12 protein-coding genes are annotated in these 18,171 nt (G+C 62.7%); 6 read left to right on the top strand and 6 right to left on the bottom strand.

From position 1 onward, the window contains the following. Window positions 1-63: 63 nt before the first annotated feature. Window positions 64-2,736 (bottom strand): Z1 domain-containing protein, encoded by a 2,673-nt coding sequence (locus AC5RTB_RS01305; protein ID WP_494059263.1) that lies wholly within the window; start codon window positions 2,734-2,736, stop codon window positions 64-66. 398 nt (window positions 2,737-3,134) lie between these two features. Here AC5RTB_RS01305 and AC5RTB_RS01300 point away from each other — a divergent pair, with 398 nt between their 5' ends. Both AC5RTB_RS01300 and AC5RTB_RS01295 read left to right on the top strand, forming a co-directional pair. After that, window positions 3,135-4,217, top strand: a complete 1,083-nt coding sequence (locus AC5RTB_RS01300; RefSeq protein WP_494059262.1) for a restriction endonuclease PLD domain-containing protein — start codon at window positions 3,135-3,137, stop codon at window positions 4,215-4,217. Window positions 4,218-4,397: 180 nt separating this feature from the next. Beyond that, a complete protein-coding gene (locus AC5RTB_RS01295) occupies window positions 4,398-4,529 on the top strand; it encodes a hypothetical protein (RefSeq protein ID WP_494059261.1) in 132 nt (43 codons plus the stop codon). A gap of 25 nt (window positions 4,530-4,554) precedes the next feature. Here AC5RTB_RS01295 and AC5RTB_RS01290 read toward each other — a convergent pair whose 3' ends face one another. Together AC5RTB_RS01290 and AC5RTB_RS01285 are read right to left on the bottom strand one after the other, a co-directional pair. After that, window positions 4,555-7,311 carry a PD-(D/E)XK nuclease family protein gene (locus AC5RTB_RS01290; RefSeq protein WP_494059260.1) on the bottom strand — a complete coding sequence of 919 codons (2,757 nt, stop codon included), beginning with the start codon at window positions 7,309-7,311 and terminating at the stop codon, window positions 4,555-4,557. Between the two features lie 21 nt (window positions 7,312-7,332). Then, window positions 7,333-10,617: a UvrD-helicase domain-containing protein gene (locus AC5RTB_RS01285; RefSeq protein ID WP_494059259.1), complete on the bottom strand. Its 3,285-nt coding sequence runs from the start codon at window positions 10,615-10,617 to the stop codon at window positions 7,333-7,335. 56 nt (window positions 10,618-10,673) lie between these two features. Between AC5RTB_RS01285 and AC5RTB_RS01280 the strand changes: the two genes are divergently transcribed. Further along, on the top strand, window positions 10,674-10,859 hold the full coding sequence (locus AC5RTB_RS01280) for a hypothetical protein (RefSeq protein WP_494059258.1): 186 nt from the start codon (window positions 10,674-10,676) through the stop codon (window positions 10,857-10,859). Between the two features lie 1,424 nt (window positions 10,860-12,283). Here the strand turns inward: AC5RTB_RS01280 and AC5RTB_RS01275 are convergent. Together AC5RTB_RS01275 and AC5RTB_RS01270 are read right to left on the bottom strand one after the other, a co-directional pair. Continuing rightward, on the bottom strand, window positions 12,284-12,910 hold the full coding sequence (locus AC5RTB_RS01275) for a hypothetical protein (protein WP_494059257.1): 627 nt from the start codon (window positions 12,908-12,910) through the stop codon (window positions 12,284-12,286). Window positions 12,911-13,038: 128 nt separating this feature from the next. Then, entirely contained in the window at window positions 13,039-13,203 is a 165-nt protein-coding gene (locus tag AC5RTB_RS01270) for a hypothetical protein (protein ID WP_494059256.1), read from the bottom strand. Window positions 13,204-13,738: 535 nt separating this feature from the next. Here AC5RTB_RS01270 and AC5RTB_RS01265 point away from each other — a divergent pair. The 3 genes from AC5RTB_RS01265 (at window position 13,739) to AC5RTB_RS01255 (ending at window position 17,051) form a co-directional block, all read left to right on the top strand. After that, on the top strand, window positions 13,739-14,863 hold the full coding sequence (locus AC5RTB_RS01265; RefSeq protein ID WP_494059255.1) for a DNA cytosine methyltransferase: 1,125 nt from the start codon (window positions 13,739-13,741) through the stop codon (window positions 14,861-14,863). Window positions 14,864-15,316: 453 nt separating this feature from the next. Further along, window positions 15,317-15,712 carry a very short patch repair endonuclease gene (locus AC5RTB_RS01260; protein WP_494059744.1) on the top strand — a complete coding sequence of 132 codons (396 nt, stop codon included), beginning with the start codon at window positions 15,317-15,319 and terminating at the stop codon, window positions 15,710-15,712. A gap of 397 nt (window positions 15,713-16,109) precedes the next feature. Then, a complete protein-coding gene (locus AC5RTB_RS01255; protein ID WP_494059254.1) occupies window positions 16,110-17,051 on the top strand; it encodes an HNH endonuclease in 942 nt (313 codons plus the stop codon). Between the two features lie 942 nt (window positions 17,052-17,993). Here the strand turns inward: AC5RTB_RS01255 and AC5RTB_RS01250 are convergent. Continuing rightward, window positions 17,994-18,146 carry a hypothetical protein gene (locus tag AC5RTB_RS01250; RefSeq protein ID WP_494059253.1) on the bottom strand — a complete coding sequence of 51 codons (153 nt, stop codon included), beginning with the start codon at window positions 18,144-18,146 and terminating at the stop codon, window positions 17,994-17,996. Between the last annotated feature and the right edge of the window lie 25 nt (window positions 18,147-18,171).

Below are 18,171 nucleotides of genomic sequence, written 5' to 3'. Positions count from 1 at the left end.
TTTCTTCGGAAACACTCTCTTCCCCGTCCGTCTCTGGAGACCTCCGGCGAGAGAACAGTGCCTTCAAAGCGCTTCTCCCCCCTCAGCCGGCGGAGCGGGCACGTAGTCCTCTTCGTTGTCGTCTTCGACCACGAAGTCGACAACGACGTCGAGGTCCTCGTCGTCGAGGGTGGGGGTGACGGCGACGTACTCGACGTCTCCGTGCCCAGCGTCGGGCAGCACCAGTCCCAACCCGATGATGTGCTCATCGGCGTCCATGTTGCGCCGGTTCTTCGATGCCTTGCCGTAGTGGTCGGTCTGGGAGTCCTTGTCGATGGCGTAGAGCACCAGCAGGGGGACGTTGCCGTTCAGCTGGCGGAACTTCAGTTGCTCTTCCACGGTCTTCTGTTCCTTGGAACCGCCAGTGGTGCCGGCCCGGCGCTCCTGGATTTGGAGATCGATCAGAACGTCGTTGCCAGCCATGAGCGCCTTGATGTTGGCGCTGGCGGCGCATCCGGACTCCTGCAACGGGGGCCTCTGTGTCAGCGGGACGTCGGCCCCGTGCGCGTACGAGAAGGTTCCTCCGCTCTTCGACTCCGCGTTGCTCGAGGCCCGCAGCACGACGTTCCAGCCCCGGTCGGCGTGCTTCTCAATCCAGGGAACTGTCCTCTCAGGCTGCAGCGGCGTGTGATCCGGGTTGACGGCGTATCCGGACAGGAAGGCCGCCACCAGAGAAGCTGGGACCTCACGGAGCATCACAGACCCGGTGAGCTTGTCCACGATGGGTGTGATGCCCCCTGCAAGGGCCCCCTGGACGAGCTCGTTAGCCTTTTCCTGGTTGTTTCTCAGCGTGTCGCCGTCGTGCTCCTCGAACCTGGTCGTCTGGTGGCGGTGGCCTCCCAGCGCCAGGGTTACCTTCTCGGTCATCGTCATCTTGTTGCGTGAGGTGATCTCGAGCCGTCCGGGGTGGGTCCTCACCGCGACTCCCACCTCACTGGGCGGGCTGCCGGCATGAGCCATCTGACGAACCTTGTCCCTGAGCTCTTCTTCGACGCCTGCGAGGAAGGCGTAGTCCACGGCGAGTTCCGCGGAAGTCCAGATGCGGACGAGGTCTGCGTAGTCCGGCCGGTAGCCGAACCACCGTCCCATCTGCAACAACGTGTCGTAGGCAGACGCGCCGCGGACAAAGTAGGACGTGACGAGGCCTTCAAGGGTGAGGCCCCTGGCGAGGGTGTTGCCGCCCACGACGACCACCGTACGAGGACGTCCGTCAGGATATTCCACCCTGTAGCTGGATGCGCCGTTGTCCGCCAGTACCTCCAGGTCTGCGAGCACGTCCGCCACCAGGGGCCGGATCTGGTCCCATGCGGGGTTGGCCTGACCTTCAGGCTCGACCTGTGTGTTCTCGGTGCTGTAGAGCGCTTCAAGGTGCGTGCAGTCTCCAGCTGCGACCGTTTCGCGCAGTTCGTGCACGTACTCCTGCAGGACTGCCTGGAGGGCGAAGTGGGAGTCTTTCCACGCGGCTGTGTGGACGAGCATGGAGGAGTGGAAGTCTCCGTGGCCCCGGAATCGTCGCACCGCGGAGGAAATCACAAACCACTGCACCGCGGCCGCCAGTGAGGGCACCATCTCGGGGTCGTAGTACTCGCCAGTCTTCTCCTGCGCCTGCGGTGACTTGGGCACAATGATCTCGACTTCTTCCTTGGGAACGTACCGGACGATTCCCATTCCGTCGTCGGAGCCGTCCTCCGAGAACTCCCCGGAGACCCCGAACACCTTCCTCGCACCGATGTAGGTTTCGGGTCGACTCAGGGGGTAGATGAAGTTAGCGGGGTAGAGCTCACCGCCATCGTCGGGGTCCATGAAGATGTTCGCGAACGGAGTGGCCGTGTAGGCGACGTAGGATCCGGTCTCGACGAGTTCCCAGACCTGACGGACCAGATTGTTGATGCCCGAGTACTTCTCCTTCTTGGCCTCCGTGTTCGGTGTCGCCTGGTCGGACTCGTCGTCGATGATGAGGACGGGTGTCTTCGCCAGGGCGCCCAGTTGCCGGGCCATTTTCAGGAAGTTCACGAGGTTGGTGAGTCTGCTGGGATTCTTCTTGACGACGGCGGTCACGTAAAAGTTGGACTTCCCGAGGACCTGGGTGCCTGCCAGCGACGTGCCGATGTCACCGCTCGCGTCCGTCAGCGGGTACCAGGAAGCACGGGTGCTGAAGAGATCTCTGTCAAGACGCTCCTGTGTCTGCTGTCTGAGATTGTTATGCATGCCGGCGAGGACGATCACCATCCGGTACCCCTCATCGAAGGCTTTAGCCACCACCGCGGTGTAGTTGGCGGTCTTACCGGACTGGACATAGCCGATGACGAGGCCTCTGACCTTGTCACCCTTCACCTTGGGATTGGCCAGCCCTTTGACGATCAAACCCGATTCCTTGTCGATCGTTGCCACTGCACCGGCAAGAGGTCCGGCTGACATCTTCTGCTTGATCTGGCCCCACACGGGCCCGGGGTCCTTGTTGTTGTCGTACCACCCTCCGCCGTCCTCTGCAGGCTTGCCGTCGACCACTTCCCCACTGTTCTTCGCGTTGTACTGCTCGATGCCCTCCTCGTGCTCCCTCTTGATCCCCGCCAGGAGCTCGGACACCCCGGGGAAAGCGCCCACCAGCTCCGTGCAGAAGTCGATGGCCTCGTCGAACGAGTGGCCCAGGAGCTTGTGGCCCTCAATCATCTTCTTCAAACCCGGCGTGTCCAGCACTGTGCATTACTCCTTCATCGGCGGTGGAGGAAGGCCCACATGAGCTCTGACCCACACGGATTTCCCCAAGTAAATCCTATGCGCGGCACGCGACACATACGCACCTCCTGGCTACGGAGCTGTGCTGGGCATGCCTGGACCTGAGCCATGGTGCGTCCAGTAGTGGCTGCAGACCTGCATGGTAGGACTGGATGCAGGTCTGTGACACATGGTGTGGACGCAACCAACAACATAGTCATTGGAAGCTTCTTGGCGAGTATGGTTGCTATTTTGAGGGTGACCACGACAGCCCTCGCCGACGCCATCTGCCCGCAGACGGACCACCACAGCCTCGCCGGATACCTCCTCACCCGCACTCGGGTTGGGTGGGATGTCCAGGCGTCACGGGACGGAGCCCCATGTTCTACGACAACCTCGCCGAACACATCCTGCGCGCCCCGCAGAATGGCGCAAACCTCGATGTGGTGAGCGGGTACGCCTCACCGTCCGCCCTCTTGTGGTGCCTTTCAGACGGCGACCCCAGCAGAGTGTTGTCCTCCAGCTCCGAGCTGAAGACCACAGACGTCATGCCAAGAATCAGGTTGTTGATTGGCATGGCGGGCGCCTCCGGAGTTACCCGTGCCGAGCATGACATGTACCTGCGCCTCTGTGCCGGTTCCCAGGGCCACCTCGAGGTCCGGTACCCCCACCCAAACTTCCAGTCGGACATCCACACGAAGGTTTACCTGTGGAAGGACGAGATACTCCGCCCCCTGGCAGGATTCTCGGGTTCGGCGAACATGACCAACGCTGGCATGGGAATCGGCAACCACGTCCAGGAAAACGTCATGAGCAAGGTCGATCCTGTTGCAGTCTCCGTGTATTTCGAGCAGCGCTACAGTCTCGCTCTCGATTGCCTTGCACCCGGAGTCGAGGACCTCATCGACTTTCCGGCGCACCAGGACGACATTCGGTTGCCAGTTGCTCACATCGGGAAACCCGGATCGAACCGACCCGATGCTGACGCCGGCAGGGTCAACTTCTACCTGTACAAGAAACGAGAAGGCCAGGCCTACGAGCCCGGTGGCGGAATCAACTGGGGCCATAGGGGCAGCAGAGACCGCAACGAGGCTTATGCCGCGATCTCCGCCGCAGTCAGCCGATCAGGTTTCCTGCCGGTGAAGAACACCCCCATCACGGTGCATTGTGACGACGGCGAGATCCTTGTGCTCAGGGGAGCCAGCGGAAACGAGCTGCACCCGTCAGGCAAGGACCTCACCTCGATTCCCTCCAACGCGGCCCTGGGCGCCTACCTGCGGAAGCGGATGGGTCTGCAGTCCGGCCAGTACGTGGGCATGGAAGAGCTCTCCGATTACGGCCGGGCATATTTCACGCTGTCCCGCCTCCAGAGCGGTGACTACTACCTCGACTTCTCTGCACTCGGCCCCGGAGACTATACGGGGTTGGAGGAGGCAGGCCTTCCTGATCTGGACGAAGGATGAAGCCCTCCGGCTCAGGCAGCGCACCGTGGCACGGTCTTACGCGCGCCGGTTCTTTCGATGGTCGGGGGGAGCGCGAGTGACCATTGAGGCTCTGCTCGACAGCATCGCGGATGTGGAGCACGAGTCCGTCGAGCCGTCGCTGGCTGATCTCATCCTTCAGGCATAAGCCCTTCCAAGGGGATGGGAAACTTCAATTTCGACCTGGTAGGCCCGGCTCAGGAGCGAGTCGCCTACCTTCACCGCATCGGCGAAGGGCATGAAGACACTTCCACCATCAACGTCACCTATTCGTGCATCAGTCCCTCAGAGTGAAGAACGGCTTCCTCCCAGCTTGGCCTCAGTCCGGGTCCTCCGCCCAAACGGTGCAGCTGAGACGGACTGGGCAGTGCCTGCAGACGTCGGGGTCATCAACCCCCGGGGGTAGGTACGCGCTACCAGGGGGAACGAGGATTTCTGGGGCTGGGCTCTTCTCCTGCGACGCCATTTGGTAGGCCTGGCTGAGCGGGTCCTTCCCCTTCGCACTGCCAGAGAGAGTCAGGATCCAGGGGCCCTCTGCCGAGGGTTTAACCGGGTGGACCACGCGCTTTTCGCGGCTGCTGGCCCTCTGCCCTGGCGTGAATTGGCGCCAGAGATCGTTGGCGGCCCTCAGCGCGTCGTCTCTGCTCATGAGCTTGAGTTTGACGAGTGCGCCGGCGACGTTCCCGTGCATCATCGCGTGGTGGTGCTCGGACTGGAAGGCGGGTGACTGGCCGAGGACCCACTGGAGGGCCAGCCGTCGGGCGCAGGCCACTGCCGAGGCGCTTGCGTAGGGATCGATCATTCCGACGGACTGAGCCACTTGTGCCTCCGGGGCTGAGGGGAGAGCGGGCACGGGGCGCTGAGTGGTTGGTGGCATGTCTGCGGGGGACCTCACTGATTTCGCCTGGAGGCCGCCTGCCCTGGCCTGCACCGCAAGGCTCTTCACTCCTGGGCGAGTGAGGAGCGAGAGAATTGAGGACGGACTGCGCAGTTCGCCTCCGATGTCGGATATCCAGCTGAGGGTGACTCTGCGGCCGTGCTCGACCCCGTCCAGGGCCAGCCACATAAGGTAGAGGTCGCTCAGGGCTGCGGTCTCCGACCGCGCTTTCAGGATTTCGACGGTGACGGGGTCGGCTGGGTCTGAGGCACCGACCAAGTCGTCGGCGCGGAAGGGCCACCAGACTGCTGGGGCGGTTGAGGGGAAGGTCCCCTCGGCCAGGTTCGTCACGTGCAGGTCCTGGGCCAGCGGGTAAAGCCCAAGTGCGTCCAGCGCACGGAGCTCATCGATCGCATAGGTGCTGGTGTCCCGCTCACCGAGGGCATCAAACTCAGCCTTCCGGCCCAGGAGCATGGTCACCACGTCGACGAGGCCTTCGACGTCGATCTCGTCGTCAAGACCGACGGAGAAGCCGTCCACCTTGGCGGTGATCTCGAGCCGTTCCTCCTCGGGAAGCTCCCGCATGCCTTGCACCAGCTTGCTCTTGAGGAAATGCATGTGGCCCTTCAGCGTGACACGTTCACGTGCGGCTATTTGATCCACCAGAGCCGCAGTGGAGGTGACCACTTGTGCAACTCCGGCCGCCTCATCGCGGCTCAGGTCTCCCCATGGCACCAGTCGCAAGGGGTTGTGGGCAGCAAGTCGGATCCTCTCTATATCTGTCACGCCGGCGTCCCTGCCCCCCAGAGGCTCCACCTCGGCGATGATAAGGCGATGGAGGTGGTCTGCCCGTTCCTTCCACTGGTCTCCGGTCGCGCATCCATGGAAGAAGGGCAGGGCGCGCCGCAGGGCACTGACATAGTCCGTGGTGGGCCTGTCCAGCCCCCGGGTCTCGAGGTAGCCGCTGGCCGCGATGTCCAGGACGGCCTCACTGCTCAGCACCACATCTGCGCCGCCGCCAGCGCGCGGCTGGATGCAGTCGTGGACGGCGAGGAGGAACGACCCGATCGGCAGCTGGGCCAGGTCCGTGGGGCCTGAGTCGGTGTCCCTGCCCAGCCGCCGGACGAACCGCTCAACCGACTCCGCATCAGCGGCGAACCGGCGGGAAAGGGGCCTCTCTCGGTCGGTGGTTTCGTCCCGCCAATGGCGCACGAGCTCCGCCGGGTTGCGGCACTCCAGGACGGTGAGGCTTTCTGCGAGACCGTCCGAACCAACCGCTTCGCCGCTGAGCGCCTGGAGAAGTGCTTTCGCTCCAGGGCCAGGCCTTGTGGCTCTCTGCTCGCCCCCTGGCGAGAGGCGGACATCCATGGGCACCGGCATGTCCCACTCGTCCACGAAAAACCGCCGCCACGTCTCAAACGCCGGGTTGACGCCGTCGTCGTGGACTACGAAGAGCTGGTCCACATCGGGCATCCGCCGCAGCAGCTGGAACAGTGCCCACTGGGGCGGGGTGAAGAAGTAGAAGCCGTGGTGGACCACCACCCTTCTGCCTCGGGGGACGCCGAACGCGCGCTGCAGGGCCTCATCAATTCGGGCGCGAAGATTCCGGGCGTGGGGGGTTGACTGCCTTTGGAAGTCGTCGAGGTCGATCCAGAGGTCGTCTCGCAAGGCTGTCAGCGAGGGGATGTCCTTCTCCAGCTGGTTCCACGCGGCCACAGCGGTGCGAGGGAGCTCGCCGTCCACGGAAAGCTCGTCGGGATGGATGCCCGCGGCGATCAGTCCATGGACGGTCCGGGAGAACTCGCGCCGGGACCTGATCAGCAGCTCTCCTGCGGCCTGACCAGGAAATTCATCACGGCAATACCGTCTCAGGGCGTCATCGAACTGTATGCCCATTCTCAGCCTCCGGCCGGTGGCCCACTGCTGCCAGGTCGAGAGTGCTCGCCTGTAGGGCGCAGGGCCCTCCCCGCCCAGCACGTCCGGTCCGGGAAACCTGTCGAGCGGCAAAGCCATGTCTGGCACGCCCGGAAGCACGATGAGGTCCGTGAGGGTCGCGATAGGCAGGCCAACGACTTGAGAATCCCTGATGCTCTTCGCTAGCGAGGTTGTAGCCGTGACGTGAGAGGCAGTCTCCCAGCTGCTCCCGTGCGCGCTCAGGAGTGCCCGCAGGGACTGCTCGTCGACCTTGCCGCTGGACACGGCCTTCCATCCACCCACTATCTACCTCCCGAGTGACATGAGATCAGCCCAAGACGAGGGCTGGACGTTTCGCCCACTTCTGCGGTTTGGCAGGTAGACCCGCAGCTGGTCCTTGGCGCGTGTGAGTGCGACGTAGAGCAGTCGGGCTTCTTCGCGGGCAGTCTCCCAGTCGTCTTGATCCCAGAGGTGCTTCTCCTCGGTGGAAACGTTGGAAAACCTCTGGCCATTCCCGTCGTTCCACTGCCATGCGACACGGGGTCGGCTCTGGCCTTCGTCGCGTAGCACTGAGACCCGTGTCTTCACGTGACTCGGTGTCTCGAACTTTGTCCAGGTGTTCGGCACCAGCACACGGTCGAACTCCAGCCCCTTGGCCTTGTGGACGGTGAGGGCGGTGGTCCTGCCCTGGAGGTCGCCCCATTCGATCGGCTCGTCCTCAGCCCGGTTCGTCGCGATCTGCAGCTGGAGCCAAGAGATGACCCTGTGGAGGGTCACTGGTCCGTCTTTGAAGTTCGCGTCCATGAGTATGACCAGGTGGTCGAAGCAACGGGCGTACCGGCGCCGTTCGGAATCATCGTCCACGGAGGGAAGCACCGAGCCCTCGGGGACGAACGCCCGGGCGCACTCCACAATCCACGCCATCATCGGCAAGGTGTTGAGCAGCGTCCTGAGGGACTGGATCCGTTGTCGCATCGGCTCGAGGTCCGACCTGTCGTATGTACCCGACGATGCCAGTGACCCGATCCTGTCGTGCCATCCGTGGAGCGGCGGGGCGGGGGCTTCCCACGCCGCTCCGGACACTCCCTGCGGCGGTTGCCCATGAAGGATGCCAGCGGCCCACCGCGTTTCGCAGAGCTGGAGCAGGGCGGCGTCGTCGGACGGCTGCGCCACGGCTTGGAGGAGGACATTAAGTTCCCTGACTGCTGGCGAGGTGAAGAAACTGCCCCCAACCAGCAACTCACACGAGATTCCCAGCTCTTGGACCGCCGACCGCACCTGCATCGCGTGCCGGTTCCGACGGCAGAGGATGGCGATCGTCGCATCTCGACTCTCCGAACGCCACTTCTGCACGTCTGCCGCAGCATACTGTGCGAACTTCTTGGACGGAACCTCCCGGAGGTCGATCGTCCTACTGGTATCCCGGCTCTGGACTTGGGGCTGCAGACGCTCTGACTCCCCGTAGACCAGTAGGTCGGCCACGCCCCACGCCGTGAAATGGGGGTGTAGGGAATTGAGAAGACGAGCCCCGGAGCGGAAGTTCCGCGTCAGCGGGTATTCCTCCAAGATGTCGAGCCTTCGAACTCGGACTCTGGACCGCAACTCTTCGAACGCGTTACCTTCCGCCCCCCGGAACCGATAGATGCCCTGCTTCGCATCACCGACCACGAACAGTCTGGCTCCGAGCCTGGTGTTGACTTCCAGGATGAGGTCCATCTGGAGGGCGTCGGTGTCCTGGAACTCGTCGACGAAGAGGTACCGCGGCTCCCTGACACGCGGTTTATCCTTGCTCCTCATGGTGGCCAGTGCGAAGGGGACGAGCTCAGAGGCAGGGATCGATTGGTTCTGCAGGCACAGCTCCCGGAACCGGGCGGCCACCTCGTTCACCACGAGACGGGTCGCATCTTCTACGGCGGCCCGCAACCCGTCTGAACCCGTCGCTCCCCAGTCCACACTGGGAACCTCTCCGGAGCCGTCGGTGACTGGCATCATCTCCACGCCGTTGTTCTCAAGGGCGTCCCACACAGCTTGGATGTGGTCCTGCCAGAGGTGAGACGCTGGCACATGCGCGTGGTGCTGGTCGATCAGCTCTGCAAGACGGGGGGACAGGGCCTCGTGGAGGAGGGCCCGAAAATCCATGGTCTGACGGCTCACCGCCAGTCCCGGCCCAAGGCCGAGTACACCGCCGCCCGACTGCACCAGGTGCTTCGCATAGGTGTGGATGGTCGCGATCTCAGCGTTGCTGAGCTGCATCATCCACGCCAGCGCAGGAAGCACGCAACGGCGGCAGAGCCTCTGTCGGAGCATCAGGGTGCGGCCGATCCTCTCTCGCATCTGGCGGGCCGCCTCGCGGGTGAAAGTCATCAGGACGATGTCGTCCGCGCGGAGGTCGAAGGGCCTGGAGATACCCGGTTCCTGCCTGTCCTCCGCGCCCTGGCACGTGGCCAGCAGGTAGACCACGCGTTCCGACATCGTCTCCGTCTTGCCCGTGCCGGCCCCCGCGGTGACCAGCAGGTCGGAGTCCGAAGGAGCATGGACGATGCGGTACTGGCCGACGTTAATCCCGCCCACGTCGTCCGCGGCGCCGAAAGCCTGCGCCAGCCCTTTGGGAAGGGGAGTAGGAAGGGCGCCGTCTACTACCCACTCACCGAACTCGTCGTCTAGCTCGTCTCCCACAACCGCCCACTCCAGTAGGCGGCTGTCCTTGAACGCCTGCATCTCAGCCGGGTCCAGAGTGGTCTCAGCTTCCGTGCCGCTTACCACAAACACACGGATGCCGTAGTGCAGAAGACCGAGAAGATCGTCCACGTCCACGCCACCCAGGCCCACCCTGAGGACGGAGTACCGCGGAAGCGCCGGGATTCCCAGCGACCGGCGCAGGACGTCCAGGCCCACCGCGGGATCCCCCTCCAGGATAGTCGCGGGGTCGGGCACAATCGCGGGTGCGTTGTCCGTCCCTTCTGTGCCCGTAGCCGGTCTGCGCTTCCTCAGCCTCCTTTCGAACGGCTCCAGGTGTGCCGGTTCCAGGGCCACGTGCATTCCCTCGGCTGGTAGCAGGTCCATAGGGGCGGCGTGGAGGTCCACACCAGGACCGGGGACGACCTCCATCGCCGCTGCCGGCCAGATCCAGGCCTCGACTTCCTCGCCTCCCCGCCCCAAGCGCATGCCTTTCCGCCCCTGCTCGCGCAGTTCACGGACCTCCGCACGCAACCACCTTCCCGGTGACGTTGACGTGGGGGCCTCGAACAAGATCAACCAGACCTTGCATCCGGTCTCCTTGACGACGTTGAGATAGTCCCTGAACGCCTCGTAAGCGGTCCAGTGCACACGTTCGCCGGTCAACGCGTCCACGTTGGACCGACTCCGGAACTTGACCTCCCAGTACTCGCTGGTTCCAGCTTTTGTTGCAAGCAGGTCCGGCGCTCTCAACTGCTTGCCGCCGACTGCTATGAGAGGCGCCCTCGTCCCCGGGGTGTTGCCCACAGCGTCGCTGAGATGCACAACTGTGTAGCGCTCGGACTGCAACCAGTCAGACCATGCTGTCTCACAGCGGCGCCACGCCGCGTTCTCCTGCTCATGCTCTGGTATCATCGCTTTTCTCCATCACGAGCTGCGCGATCAATGTCGGGGCGTGCAGGAACGACACTGTGGGATTTCGTAGCGCGGCGAAGAGCGTCCCGCTCATGGGCGATCCGAAGCCGGTCTTCGGCCAGAACATCCACGGACCGCCCAACCTCATCCGGCCCACTCTGCAACCTTTTGCGCCACTCGCCGAACATGAGCTCCTGCATGTCTCGGGGAAGCGCGGCCGTCATACCCCAGCGGCTCAGTAGCTCAGCCTCAACCGTGAACGTCGCGCGGAGTGACTCATACTTCCACAACAACGCCTCGGCCTCCCCGACCGGTGCTGGAACCCTCGGGACGACGGCATCGACCTTGACCTCCTGAATCGGCTTCGCAGGAGATAGCGGGGTCGGACGTGAAGTGTTGCGGGTCCGGCCTCGAACCGGTGTCCTCTCAGGCAGCGATTGATCCTGGTTTCTCAGCTGGGACTTGAGCAGCCGAGCTCTAGGGCTCTTGCGTAGCTCGAGCTCGGCAATCAAACGCCGCGACACCTCCGGATCATCTCCACCTGCCCGGGCTAGTTCTTCCAACTGCCCAATTTTGAGAGGGCGGTACGGTCGTGCAGTCATGCCGTTCTCAGCGGCTGGAAATTGGTCATCGTGAACCCTTGGACCGCACTGCCTAGCACTCCGCTTCCCCCAGCCAGAAAAAGTCTAATCGCTGTTGCAACCTATTCTGATCACTCTAGAAGCAAAGCTCAAAAGCGTGTTGCGCTGCGGCTCTACCACACAGTTTTGAATGGAAGTGCGCGAGGGCCACGGGCATCGATGAGACGTTCCTAGTCATGACATCCTCGATCGGAAGGACATCGCGGAGATGCGTGGCCGCTAAGGCGGATGGTTCTCATTTGCCCAATCTGCCACCGCCTGCCGCGATCCCAAGTGCCGCTGTTGACACCCGAAGAGTTGCGCCAGCGACGCCCTCCACGGGCCTTCCGAGTAACCAGACGCCCGGCAGGCACGGTGCTCGCAGTGGGCATCATCGCCTCCTCGCGCGAGCTCGAGTCGCGGCGGAATAGTTCAGACGGCTCTTGCGGTCCCCGTGGTACTGGTCCCAGTGCTGTGCCAACCACTTCCTCTGCCGGGGCATCAGAGGCACATACGGCTGGCCCTGCATGGGAGGTAGCCGACGGCCTTTCGTCCTCGAGTTTGTCCCCGAGATCCGGGCCCCATGCATCAACTTGCGAACCTGCCTGCGTCCGAGTGACCGGACTGAAGATAAAACTGCTCACGTATCCATCCGGCAATGGGGACGAGGAAGCCCATCTCTCCCAGTTCCCGGCGAGGGGGAAACGCATCACCGCGGTCTGGGTGCTAGCCAGGAAGGTCACGGCACCGGCGTCTGCCAAGCACACCTGGATTTCTTGACAGTAGTCCCCACCATTGGGCGCATTTGCATCAGCCACTGATGGAGCGACCTCGCGGCCCACGCACTTCGTTCGACGGTCGTCACAACGGGTGTCGGTCTAGTCATAATAAGCTACCTTCAGAGGTCAGTCCCGGTGGTTGCGCCGGGACTGATGCACCGATCGATGACCGCTTGACCTATCGGTGCATCAGCCCCTTCTGCAGAGCTGAGGCGCATCAGCCTGCTCAACTTCGCGCCTTGCACCCGTCCAGCCCAGGTGTCCGGTTCACAAGCCTGCTCGGACAGCGGGGGCGTATTCGTGCACCATGGCGCGGAACTTCTGGACGGACTCTGGGGCCAGTAGCGGCAACCCGGCCGTGTAGCGGCTGGAGACAAGTTTCCTGCTCAGCGGCTTGCCCGCCAGGACGGTGTAGGCGCCGTCCACGAACTTTTCGAGACAGACCAGGCGCCGCTCGACGAAGGCTGAGGTAGTTTCGAAGAATGCCAAATTGTCGATGTCCAGCCGCGGCTCGACCAGTACCGGCGCACCATGAGGGACCAAGCGGTTCCACGCGTAACCTGTGCGCCGCGGTGGAAGTGCCCTCGTGCCCGCAGAAGATGGCTCGGCGGTGGCTTGCAGCAGCGCCCGCACGCGTGGCTGGTGGTCGGTCAGGGAGTTCAGCGGCGAGGGGATCCAAACCAGGTTTGCCATGAAGGAGTAGATCCACGGGTCACTTCCGCCGATTCCGCCGTCGTCGAGTTCGCGCCAGATGTGGCAGGTTGTGAAACCGCGCGACGCACTGCCGCCCGCGTAGACGTGGCCTTTGGAAGCGAACACGTTCAGCGGGATCGGCAGCTTCTTGATGATGCTGTTGTCATCCCTCAGGTACCCGTGCTCGTGGGGGAACCCCACGACTCGGGCCCCTGGTCCCACCGGGCGGAACGGTCGCGGATGCACCCCGGCGTCAATGTGGGTATCAGGGCGTACCCTCCGGGCGCCACCAGATGCTCAGCCGCTGCAACAGGTGGAGGGTCAGACGCCTACGGGCCTTCACGGTTTCTCGCGGCGGCCTCGGTGACGAGGCCCTCGGTCAGATAGCGGGCGATGCCGGCGCCCCGCGGGGCGGCGGAGGCGACGGGGTCTGTCCCGGAGAGACGGTCAAGCTCTGCCACGAGAACAGCCTTGCCGTCGACGCTTCTCATCATGCCCTCCTGCCACCGATGACGACCAGTCGTGGGGCCAACACACTTTACCGGCGACGAACCAGGTCGAATCTGCAATGCAATACTCTGGTCGAAGCCCGCGGCACGCCCTCCAGCATCTCGAGCCAACACCTCCAGCGACAGTCCTCACCAGACGTAGCACGCGCTCCACCGGAGGGCTATCTCGACGCCGCGGGCCTCCGACGGCAAGCGTGTGGTGCCTCGGATGCAGGGCTGGAGCCGGCGCGAGGAAATGTGTGCCCTTATGCCCGGTCGGAGTGCTTGACCTCTTGGGAGCGTCAGGAACCCTGACCGTGTCAGAGTCTCAGATCCAGCAGAACGGGGATTGATGTGACGTCCGCTTCCCTGTTGCACGTGCGGTTTCTCGCAATATTCTCGGGTGACGCAGGGCAAAGTATTGCTTCGCCCTCGACAGTGAAGCGCGGCAACAAATTCCTCGTTCACCTGAGTTAGGAATGCAATCGACGTCGGGGTTGCGAGGCTGCGGAACGGCAGCTGCACGGCTAGGATGGGCCTCGTGACCATCGCAGCTGAACACCCCCCGAAGACCACCGCAGACACTCACGCAAGTACCAAGACCACAACATTTCGGCTCGGCGAATTGTTCTCCGGTCCAGGCGGGCTCGGCCTGGCCGCGAAGCTGGCATCTCGACCCGGATACGAGATCGTCCACCAGTGGGCAACTGACTACGATGCGGACACCTGCCGCACCTACGCCCAAAACATATGCAACGACCCCGATGACAAGTCAGTGGTACACCGCGACATCCGCACGTTGGACTACGAGGTGCTCAAGCAACTTGGCGGAATCGACGGCCTAGCGTTCGGCTTCCCGTGCAACGACTTCAGCCTCGTGGGGGAGCGTAAAGGCTTCGACGGCAAGTTCGGTCCGCTGTACACCTACGGCGTCAAGGCACTGAAGGAATTCAAGCCCGACTGGTTTCTGGCCGAAAACGTCGGGGGCATTCGAGCCGACGGTGGGGTCGCATTGAAGCGCATCTTCTCAGACATGATCTCGGCCGGCTACCGCATCTACCCGCACTACTACCGCTTCGAGCAGTACGGCGTCCCGCAGGCTCGGCACCGCATGATTGTCATCGGCATCAAGAAGGAGCTGGAGCTCGAATTCAAGGTGCCGAGCCCCAAGCCCTACGCTGCTCGAGACGTGAGCGCCAGGACTGCGCTGGAAGGCATACCCGCGTGGGCTACCAACCAGGAGCCAACAAAGCAGTCCGACACCGTCATCGAGCGCCTGGGATTCATACCGCCCGGTGGCAACGCCTGGCATGCAGACATCCCGGAGCACCTTCAGATAAAGACTAAGACGAAACTATCCTCGATCTACAAGCGCCTGCATCCAGAAAAGCCCGCTTACACGGTCACAGGCTCGGGCGGTGGCGGAACCCACATCTACCACTGGTCAGATCCTCGGGCTTTAACCAATCGGGAACGTGCTCGCCTTCAGACGTTCCCTGACAAGTTTGTCTTCCACGGTTCTAAGGAGTCCGTGCGGAAGCAAATCGGGATGGCAGTGCCGGTGGAGGGGGCTCGTGTGATCTTCGAAGCTCTGCTCGACAGTTTTGCGGGTGTGACGTACGAGTCTGTGGAGCCGTCTTTGGCCCATCTCATTCCGAAGGCTTGAACCTTTCAAGCCGTTTCTGAATAGCACGGCTTAGCGCCTCGGCCAGAAACTAACGAGGACCGAGTGAACTCGGAGACGAAGTGTGACCCCCCAGTCCGCCTAAAACGCCTCAATACAAGCGGCTAGACGTATTCCTGAACTTCGCCGCCCTTCTTGGGCACAATCGGTCAATGGCCGATGCATCAAGGAAGCAGGTACAGGAAAGGCATCGCAATGTTGCGTCGAAAACGGCGTCCCCCGCCAACCTGATTGGACGACCGCAATCAGAAGTTTCAGCCCATAACATCCTGTAATTTGTCGCACCGGCCATGATAATTAAGCTTCCAGAATGCATTGGAGGCCGCTTTCCTATACACAGAGGAAGTGTTCGTGAAAGACGATGAGTACGGGAGCTCGCTGGTCATTCCTCCCTTCCCCGCAGCAGCATTGGTGGATCCAGCTCTGTCCCGCCGTATGGCCCGGTACCCTAGGAAGGACACCGTTCCGGAGATGGTTCTTCGGCGAGAGCTCCACCGCCGAGGTCTACGGTATCGGGTGGACGCTCCGCTACCGGGTATTCCGCGCCGGCGAGCGGACATCATGTTTACACGTGCCAAGGTGGCGGTATTCGTTGACGGGTGCTTTTGGCACGGGTGCCCCGTGCATGGAACCCAGCCGAAAAACAACCGATCTTGGTGGCAACGTAAGCTTGATGGAAACCGGGCGCGAGACGCTGACACTAACAGCCGGCTGCAGGTTGCCGGGTGGACAGTTCTCAGGTTTTGGGAGCACGAGGACTTATTGAGCGCGGCCGACGCAGTTGAGACAGCAGCCCGGACCCCGGTCCAGGCCCGCAATCCACCGGAATAGGCAGGATGCCAGGACACCGTGCGCAGAACGCACTCTTGTAGGGCCTGCGTGAAGTTGTTGAGCTTGTCGCACCCCTGGTGAGCGGGCAGACGGCATATGCTGGTGCGGATGGTGACTCCGTTGATGCCGCGGTGGTTGGCCCTCTCCCGGCACACTCCAAGAGGATCTCAGCGCATGCCCTGCGCCACCAAACCGTCCTACCGCTACTGGATGTTCCCCTTTTCGACCTCATCCGATGCTTCGGGGCGCGACACCGTCCGAGACCTATCCATATGGGCGCCCCCCTCGGGGACAACCAGATTCATCGAGACTCGACTTCATGCAACCTGTCGCATTCACGTAGCTGTGTGATGATCGAAGTACAGATGTCAGACGCAGACTCGGGGGCACAAAGCAAATGACAGGTAATGCTTGGCTCGTCTCAGCCATGGGGGACGTCCGGACCTATGGCGGGAACGACGGATACGCAGACGAACCAGAGTCTCTGTACCGCTGGGACAGCAACGTCGCCCACAGTAGAGAGATCGAAGATGGCGATTACATCGTGGTTCGCAACAAGAAGATCAGTCTCGGGTACTCGGTAATCGAGAGAGTCGTCCAGAAGGACGGTTTCAAAACACTGCGATATTGCAAGTTCTGCGAAAGTTCGAATATCAACTACCGGAAGACGCTTGGAAACTACCGCTGCGGAAGTTGCGAAGAAGGAGGGGAGGGCTTCACCGACCCGACGTCGAGGGAGGCCGCGGTTACTCACTACACGGCGTTGTACTCCTTCGGGTGGAGGAACCTCACTACAATCTCAAGCCAGCAGCTCAGAGCTATGTGTCATGGGAGTGAGGGAACGCAGCACAGCATCAGGCGGATCGACTGGAGGGCGTTTACCGAGGCAGTAGTCGATAGAACAGGTTTCGGTCCGCTCCAACAGGTTGTGAACCTACAGAAGCAAATTGCCGGAGGGCACTCACGCGCAACTGTTCGTGTGCGTATAGGGCAGGCCGCGTTCCGGCAACGGTTGCTGAACAAGTACCGCGCCAATTGTGCCATGTCCGGCCCGTGCCCTGAAGAAGCTCTTGACGCCGCCCACCTGTACAGCTTCGCAGCTGAAGGAGAGCACCACGAGGACGGCGGTCTACTACTTCGAAAAGACCTTCACCAACTCTTCGACCTGGGCCGCCTGGCAGTCGAGCCTACAACAATGCTCATCAGTCAGCGGGGCCTTGATGCGTTCCCGGAATACGCAAGGCTTGACTCACAACCACTGCGAATCACCCTGACTCCCGGCCAGAGGAAGTGGTTGAAGCTTCACTGGCAACAACACCGGCGGGAAGAGCGTGCGTAACCTCTATGAGACGCCGGTGACCTGAGGAGCGGCGGGCACGCCGAGGCGTAGGACGAGCGCTCCTCAAAAAAACTACGCCGACTACGGTCCGGAACGAGGCGCGAACTCATTGCCCTGCGCGGCACCCAGGTTGAGGTCCACGAGACCGACCAGCTGGACGTCGTCGTTCGTCTGACAAACCCCGCGTAAGCCCAAGACCCCAGCACCGCACGGACATCGGCCCGCCGCTGCGACGCCACGGCAACCCCGTACGCGCCCCCACCACATCGTCGATGAGCACCCGCTGGTTCGTCGACCCGACTGCACCGCCGCTTCCACCATTGCCAGGCTCACCAGACCGCAACGCCCACACGAACTCCACCAAGGCGCCCGCGATCTCCTCCTCATGCGACGCAGCATGAACCGCAGCCGCACCTGACAGCAGCTCGGCCACCGGCTCCCCCGCACCGTCCCACGCCGCGGTCCGCCGGCACCGTTCACCCGCCACGACCCGTTCCACGAAGTCTCCAACCCGTCCGCACACCAACTCCCGGTGTACACGTACCGGTGCCGCCACTCATCTGGAACACCGCGGTGGCGGCTACCGCGCCGTCGTACCAGCTTCACGCGGATTGAACTCCTCGCAATACACACACCGGATTCTGGTCCAGCAGAAACCGCACCGCATCGAACTGGTGGATCGCCATGTCCACAAGCAGCACATGCGCCATCTCCTCCCGAGACCCGCCAAAGGGGGGCCTTGAAGAACTCGGCCGTCATCTCGCCAGCGTCACCCAGCCCAGCAGTCAACGCCTTCAACTGCGTCAGCCCCTGAAAATGCCGGCGGGACTGGCTGATCATCAGCTGCCCCTCACCTCCGTAGCAGCAGCCAGCGACAGACCCTCGGCGACGCTCGGGGCCACCGGCTTTTCGCACAGCATCGGTAGCCCGGCGAACATCGCCTCAACATTCACCAGATGATGCGCCGCCGACGCCGTCGTGTTCATCCTGGTGGCCGTTGCCGGTGTAGAGCTCCTCGGTCTGGTAGCGCAGCAACACCGAGTCTGTACGCGTTGATCTGCCGGTCCTCAGTGTGCCCTTTTGCGCGTATGGCATGCTCTCCTCCAAGTCTGACGGTGAT

This window comes from Arthrobacter sp. M71 S08, from assembly GCF_059089725.1.
This window is presented reverse-complemented; position numbering and strand designations above follow the sequence as displayed.